At 69.9% G+C, this 5,836-nt stretch carries 8 protein-coding genes; 2 read left to right on the top strand and 6 right to left on the bottom strand.

The features are described 5' to 3' along the window. Window positions 1-101: 101 nt before the first annotated feature. The 4 genes from ACJ73U_RS01450 to ACJ73U_RS01435 all read right to left on the bottom strand — a co-directional run bounded on the left by ACJ73U_RS01450 (window position 102) and on the right by ACJ73U_RS01435 (window position 3,020). Entirely contained in the window at window positions 102-773 is a 672-nt protein-coding gene (locus ACJ73U_RS01450; RefSeq protein ID WP_407775646.1) for a DedA family protein, read from the bottom strand. Between the two features lie 52 nt (window positions 774-825). After that, on the bottom strand, window positions 826-1,080 hold the full coding sequence (locus ACJ73U_RS01445) for a hypothetical protein (protein ID WP_407775645.1): 255 nt from the start codon (window positions 1,078-1,080) through the stop codon (window positions 826-828). Then, window positions 1,077-2,231, bottom strand: coding sequence for an N-acetylglucosamine-6-phosphate deacetylase (nagA, locus tag ACJ73U_RS01440; protein WP_407775644.1), 1,155 nt, complete (start codon window positions 2,229-2,231; stop codon window positions 1,077-1,079). Before nagA ends, ACJ73U_RS01445 begins: the two co-directional genes overlap by 4 nt. A 147-nt stretch (window positions 2,232-2,378) precedes the next feature. Next, a complete protein-coding gene (locus tag ACJ73U_RS01435) occupies window positions 2,379-3,020 on the bottom strand; it encodes a SigE family RNA polymerase sigma factor (protein WP_407775643.1) in 642 nt (213 codons plus the stop codon). On the opposite strand from ACJ73U_RS01435, the gene ACJ73U_RS01430 reads away from it, so the two are divergent. Next, window positions 3,019-3,303: a YciI family protein gene (locus ACJ73U_RS01430; RefSeq protein WP_407775642.1), complete on the top strand. Its 285-nt coding sequence runs from the start codon at window positions 3,019-3,021 to the stop codon at window positions 3,301-3,303. The two genes, ACJ73U_RS01435 and ACJ73U_RS01430, sit on opposite strands and share 2 nt — an antisense overlap. On the opposite strand, the gene ACJ73U_RS01425 is transcribed toward ACJ73U_RS01430, so the two are convergent. Both ACJ73U_RS01425 and ACJ73U_RS01420 read right to left on the bottom strand, forming a co-directional pair. Continuing rightward, entirely contained in the window at window positions 3,286-3,765 is a 480-nt protein-coding gene (locus tag ACJ73U_RS01425; RefSeq protein WP_407775641.1) for a pyridoxamine 5'-phosphate oxidase family protein, read from the bottom strand. The two genes, ACJ73U_RS01430 and ACJ73U_RS01425, sit on opposite strands and share 18 nt — an antisense overlap. Window positions 3,766-3,773: 8 nt before the next feature. Continuing rightward, a complete protein-coding gene (locus tag ACJ73U_RS01420; protein ID WP_407775640.1) occupies window positions 3,774-4,667 on the bottom strand; it encodes a short-chain dehydrogenase/reductase in 894 nt (297 codons plus the stop codon). Between the two features lie 110 nt (window positions 4,668-4,777). Here ACJ73U_RS01420 and ACJ73U_RS01415 point away from each other — a divergent pair. After that, on the top strand, window positions 4,778-5,836 hold a 1,059-nt coding region (locus ACJ73U_RS01415), incomplete at its 3' end, for an alkaline phosphatase D family protein (RefSeq protein ID WP_407775639.1).

Genomic DNA, 5,836 nt, shown 5'->3' with positions numbered 1-5,836 from the left:
CGGCTTCCCGGCTTCCCGGCTTCCCGGCTTCCCGGCTTCCCGGCTTCCCGGCTTCCCGGCTTCCCGGCTTCCCGGCTTCCCGGCTTCCCGGCTTCCCGGCTTCAGAGGTGTTCGATGATCTGGGTGTCGTCGTTGGCGAGCTTGGTTGCCTGCTTCTTCTCTCGGCGGGCCTTGAGTACTTCGATGGCTATCGGGATTACCGAGATCAGCACGATGAGGATGGCCATCGCGTCGATGTTCTTTTCTATGAAATCGACCTCGCCCAGGAAGTAGCCCAGGATTGTTACGCCGCTGGCCCACAGGAAGGCGCCTACGGCGGAGTACGAGAAGAACCTCTTCGCGTCCATCCTGCCTACGCCGGCCGTCGCGGTGATGAACGTGCGGACGATGGGGACGAAGCGGGCCATGATGATGGCTCTGGCGCCGTACTTCTCGAAGAACTCGTGTGTCTTCGCCACGTGTTCGCGTTTGAAGAGCTTTGAGTTCGGCTTGTTGAACAGTGACGGGCCTACCTTCGAGCCGATCCAGTAGCCGCACACGTTGCCCACGAACGCGCACACCGTCACCAGTGCGCAGACCAACCACAGCGGTGTCTCGATCGTGCCAGTGGCTACGAACAGGCCGGCCACGAACAGCAGGGAGTCGCCCGGGAGGAAGAAGCCGATCAGGAGGCCGCACTCCGCGAAGATGATCAGGCACAGGACGGCCAGTGCCCAGCCGCCCATGCCGCGCAGGATGACCTCCGGGTCGAGCCAGGAGGGCAGGAAGGACATAGCGTGCACGGTGGCGGCTGTGGGCGTCACGTCATCGAAGGGTACGCGAGGTTCACAGAAGGGTCAGCAGCCCCACGACCGCGCCCGACGCCAGGCCCAGGAGCAGTGCCAACACCAGGATGAGCAGCGCCGGCACCTGGCGGGGCTCCTCGGCGATGCGCGTCGTCGGCTCCGGTGGGCGCAGTGCCGGTGGGAGGTCGCTGCCGGACAGCAGGCCGTAACCCACCGGCGACGTGTCCGGCGGTGCCTGCCGTGCCTGGGCGCGCAGTGCGTCGGCCAGCAGCTTCTCCGGGTCGTCGGAACTCACGAGTCAGACGGTACCCACTCGCCGCGGCGCATCACGGACGCCGGGCGCAGCGCGTCGTCGAGCAGTACCACATCGGCTGCGTAGCCGGGGGCCAGCTTGCCCGTCACCTCGCCCAGGCCCAGTAGCTGCGCCGGGCGGGTGGAGGCCGCCGCGACCGCGTCCAGTACGCCCAGGCCGCAGCTCTTCACCAGGTTCCGGAACGCCGCGTCCATCGTCAGGGTGCTGCCAGCCAGCGAGCCCCCGTCCGCCAGTGTGGGGACGCCGTTGGTCACGTCCACCTTCAGGCCGCCAATGTCATAGGTTCCGTCGCCGGCCGCGGCGGCTGCGATGGCGTCGGTGATCAGTACGGTTCGGCCCGCGCCCGCGTGGCGGGCGGCCAGTCGCACGATCGTCGGGTGCAGGTGCACCAGGTCGCAGATCAGCTCCACCGTCACGCGTTCGTCGTCCAGCAGGACGCCGATCGGGCCTGGTTCGCGGTGGTGCAGGGGGCGCATGCCGTTGAACAGGTGGGTCGCCACCGTCGCGCCCGCGTCCACGGCCGGGACGACGTCCTCCGCCAGTGCGTCGGTGTGGCCGATCGCCGCCAGCACGCCCGCGTCCACCAGGCGTTTCACCGCTGGGACCGCGCCTTCCAGCTCCGGGGCCACCGTCACCATGCGGATCGTGCCGTGACCGGCGGACAGCAGGGCGTCGACCGAGACCGGGTCCGGGGGGCGCAGCAGGTCGGGGTCGTGTGCGCCGCAGCGGGCCGCGGACAGGAACGGGCCCTCCAGGTGGATGCCCGCGACCAGGCCCTCCTGGACGAGGTCGGTCAGCGCGGCGACCTGCTCGACCAACTCGGGGACCGGGCGGGTGACCAGGCTCGCGAGCATCGTGGTGGTGCCGTGGGCGAGGTGCGCGTCGACGGCGTGGCGCACCTGGGTGGGGTCGGGACTGGTGAACGCCGCGCCGCCACCGCCGTGGCAGTGGATGTCGACGAAGCCGGGGACCACCCAGCTGCCGGAGGCGTCGGTGACTGTCGCACCGGGCCGGAAATGTGACTCGCCACTGCCCATCGCGCTGATCCGGCCGTTCTCGACGAGCAACCAGCCCGGGTCCAGCACGCCGTCCGGCGTGGCCACCCGTCCCCCGGTGATGAGCTGCGCAGCCATCCCTCACCCCTCAACCCATGACGCCATTGGTCTATACCATAGCGTCTGTTGCCCGCTTGGGGGTTATTCACAATATATCAATGACGTCGCGTTATTGGGTAACGTTTCGTGGGCGCGACTAGGTGGAGAATCGCTTCCGGTGACGAGTCAGTTAGGGGTGCGCATGATCTTCTGGAGCGCGTCCAGGGCCCGGCTGGCCGTCGACTTGACCGTGCCCTTCGAGATGCCGGCGGCCTCGGCGATCTCCGCCTCGGACAGGTCGCCGTAGTAGCGCAGCACCAGCACCTCGCGCTGGCGGGGCGGCAGCTGCGACAGCGCGCGGACCACCGACTGGTGCTCGGCCGTCAGCATGGCCAGGCTCTCCGCCGAACGCGCGTTGACCTGGTGCGGCGGCGTGTACTCGCGTGCGGTCTTGCGGCGGCGCAGCACCGAACGCGAGCCGTTGACCACGGCCGTGCGCAGGTAACCGAGGGCCGCGGCGGCGTCGCGCAGGTTGCCCCAGTTGCGGTGCAGCCCGGTGAACGCCTCCTGCACCACGTCCTCGGCCGTCGCCGGCTCGTCGACCAGCAGCAGGGCCAGCCGGACCAGGCGCATGCGATGTGTCCGGTAGAGGTCCTCGAGTGTCAGCGGCGCCGGCGGCGCCGCCGGTGTGGGCACGGGGAAGCTCCCCGTGTCGATGGCGCGCAGGTGGCTGAGCGTCCGCTCGACGCTGCGTTCCGCACTGATTTCCCCAGGCACAGCCGGCACCCTACCGGTCGACCCCCGTTCGCGTCTGTAACGTTCGGGCATGGTCTGGTTCACGGTGGAGACGACGTACGGTGACGACCCAGGCAAACTGGCGGAGAGCCGGCCCCGGCACCGCGAGTACCTGGGGGCACTGGTCGAGCAGGGCAAGGTCGGCGCGGCGGGGCCATGGGCGGACGACTCGGCCGGCTTCGCGATCTACCAGGTCGAGGACCGCGCCGAGCTGGACGAACTGCTCGCCGAGGACCCGTACACGATCGCCGGCGTGGCCGCGTCGCGGCGGATCAACGAGTGGAAGCTGGTCATGGGCTCAGTAGGTGCCAGCTAGCTTCGCGTGGTCCCAGCTCACGATCTTCGTGGGCCGGCAGACCAGGCCGACCCGCTTGGGCGCCTGCAACCGCACGAACTGACCCGCCGACGTGGCGATCTCCGGGCTCTCGCTGTACCGGTGCATGAGCTGCTGACCGATGGCCGTGATCTTCTCCACATCGGTCACCAGTTCGACGTCGCACTCCATGGACACGCCACGCAGCTTCTCGTAGGACTCGCCGGTCTCGACGAGGAGCGTGGCCTGCGGCAGGCGCCGGAGGTTGGCCGCCTTCTGCGACTTGGTGAACGTCCACGTCTCGATCGTGAGGCCGTCGCCAGAGCCGTGCGGGACGTACCAGAGCGCCACCAGGTGTGGTCGCCCGTTCGGGCTCATCGTGGCGATGTTCGCCGTCTTCCCCTCGGTGAGGAAGGCGGCGATCTCGTCCGAGGTCATCTTGATCTGGTCACGGCGCGACGGCATGGCACAGGTTATAGCGCAGTCCCGCGGCGGGCGGCGGCCTTCGCGCCGGGCCCGACCATGCTCGCCTCGGCCGCGCCGCGCTTCTCGATGTCCTCGAGCGACGCCCGGTCCCCGGCCGGCACGAACCGGCGTGCCTGCCACTCGACGACGCGCGGGACCAGCGTGCGGAACAGCTTCAGCACGCCGACCCAGCCCGGCACGTGCACGGCTCGCGCCCGCTTCGCGACGCCCTTCGAGATGAGGCCGACGGCCAGCGAGAGCGGGTAGGTCTTGCTGGCGAGGCCGCCGTTGGCGGCCCGCATCGGTCCGAACACCGGGTGCTGGTCCGCGGAGTTGACCATGTCCGTGGCGATCCAGGTCGGGTGCACGACGCCAACGTCCACGCCGAGGTGCTTGACCTCCGCGCGCAGCGCGTTCGCGAACGCCTCCACGCCGGCCTTCGCCGCCGAGTAGGCCGCGTTGCCGGGGATGTGGATGATCGCGGCCGCGGACGACACGAGCAGCGCGTAACCCTTCGACTCGATCAGGTGGGGCAGCGTCACCCGCACGGTGCGCCACACACCCAGCAGGTTCACGTTGATCACGCGCTCGAACGCGGCGGGGTCGATGGAGCGGGTGAAGCCGGTGGCCGCGATGCCCGCGTTGGCCAGCACCACGTCGATCCGGCCGTACCGCTCGACGATCTCGGCGGTCGCCTTCTCCAGGTCGGCCCAGCTGGTGACGTCGGCCTCCCACGCGCCGGCGTCGGGACCGCACTCCTTCGCGACCGCGGCCAGCTCGTCCGCCTCCAGGCCGACAAGGGCCACCTTGGCGCCCCTGCTGGCGAGGTCTCGTGCCACCCCCGCGCCGATGCCCCGGGCAGCACCCGTGACCAGCACGACCTTCCCTCTGACGCTGCGCATGACGCGAACCTACCATGAGTAACTTACTTGTAGTAGATGGCAAATGTGCACACGATGTTTACGAAGAATGGCTGTATGTCACACCCCTGGGTGAGACCAGGATCGATGACATGGAGCAGACCTACGACCGTAGATCCGTACTGCGAGCCGGCGCGGCGGGTGTGGTGCTCGGCGCCGGCGTCGTGGCCGTGACCGCGGGTGCCACCGCCGCCGCGGACGAGCCCGTCTTCGCGCACGGCGTCGCCTCCGGGGACCCCCTGCCCGACGCGGTCCTGCTGTGGACGCGCGTCACCCCGACCCCCGACGCGACCCCGGGCTCCGGTGTCGGCCCCGCGGTCGACGTCACCTGGGAGGTCGCCGCGGACCCGGCCTTCGCCTCGATCGTCGCGTCCGGCGTGGTCGGCACCGGCCCCGCCCGCGACCACACCGTGAAGGCCGACGCGACCGGGCTGAACCCGGCGACCACGTACTACTACCGCTTCCGGCTCGCCGGCGCGGTCTCCGCCGTCGGCACCACCCGCACCGCGCCGGCGCTGACGGCGTCCGTCGCCCGGCTGCGCTTCGGGGTGGTGTCCTGCTCGAACGTGCCGGCCGGCTACTTCGCCGCGTACCGGTACCTCGCCGAGCGCGGCGACCTGGACGCGGTCCTGCACCTCGGTGACTACATCTACGAGTACGCCGGCGACTTCAACGGCGAGGCCGTCCGCCCGCACGACCCGCCGCACGAGATCCTGACGCTGGCCGACTACCGGCAGCGGCACGCGCAGTACAAGACCGACGAACACCTGAAGCGCCTGCACGCCACCGTTCCCTTCATCGCCACCTGGGACGATCACGAGGTGGCGAACGACGCGTGGTCCGGCGGCGCCGAGAACCACCAGCCGGACACCGAGGGTGACTACGCCACCCGGAAGGCGGCCGCCCACCAGGCGTACTTCGAGTGGATGCCGGTACGCAACGAAGCCGATCGCATTTACCGGCGCCTGCGCTTCGGCCTGCTCGGCGAGCTGTTCATGCTGGACCTGCGCAGCTACCGGTCCCAGCAGGTGGCGGTCGGCAACGGCGGCGCGGACGACCCGAACCGGACGATCACCGGCGCCGAGCAGATGGCGTGGCTGGAGAACGGCCTGGTCACCAGCGGCGCGCAGTGGAAGCTGGTCGGCAACTCG

The sequence above is a fragment of the Actinophytocola sp. genome, from assembly GCF_045807065.1.
Taxonomy (GTDB): Bacteria; Actinomycetota; Actinomycetes; order Mycobacteriales; family Pseudonocardiaceae; genus Actinophytocola.
This window is presented reverse-complemented; position numbering and strand designations above follow the sequence as displayed.

What these genes read in the sequence shown, in the direction of transcription:
- ACJ73U_RS01450 (WP_407775646.1), bottom strand. Translation starts at nt 773, where the DNA reads ATGTCCTTCCTGCCCTCCTGGCTCGACCCGGAGGTCATCCTGCGCGGC.
- nagA (WP_407775644.1), bottom strand. Translation starts at nt 2,231, where the DNA reads ATGGCTGCGCAGCTCATCACCGGGGGACGGGTGGCCACGCCGGACGGC.
- ACJ73U_RS01430 (WP_407775642.1), top strand. Translation starts at nt 3,019, where the DNA reads ATGGTCTGGTTCACGGTGGAGACGACGTACGGTGACGACCCAGGCAAA.
- ACJ73U_RS01435 (WP_407775643.1), bottom strand. Translation starts at nt 3,020, where the DNA reads ATGCCCGAACGTTACAGACGCGAACGGGGGTCGACCGGTAGGGTGCCG.
- ACJ73U_RS01425 (WP_407775641.1), bottom strand. Translation starts at nt 3,765, where the DNA reads ATGCCGTCGCGCCGTGACCAGATCAAGATGACCTCGGACGAGATCGCC.
- ACJ73U_RS01420 (WP_407775640.1), bottom strand. Translation starts at nt 4,667, where the DNA reads ATGCGCAGCGTCAGAGGGAAGGTCGTGCTGGTCACGGGTGCTGCCCGG.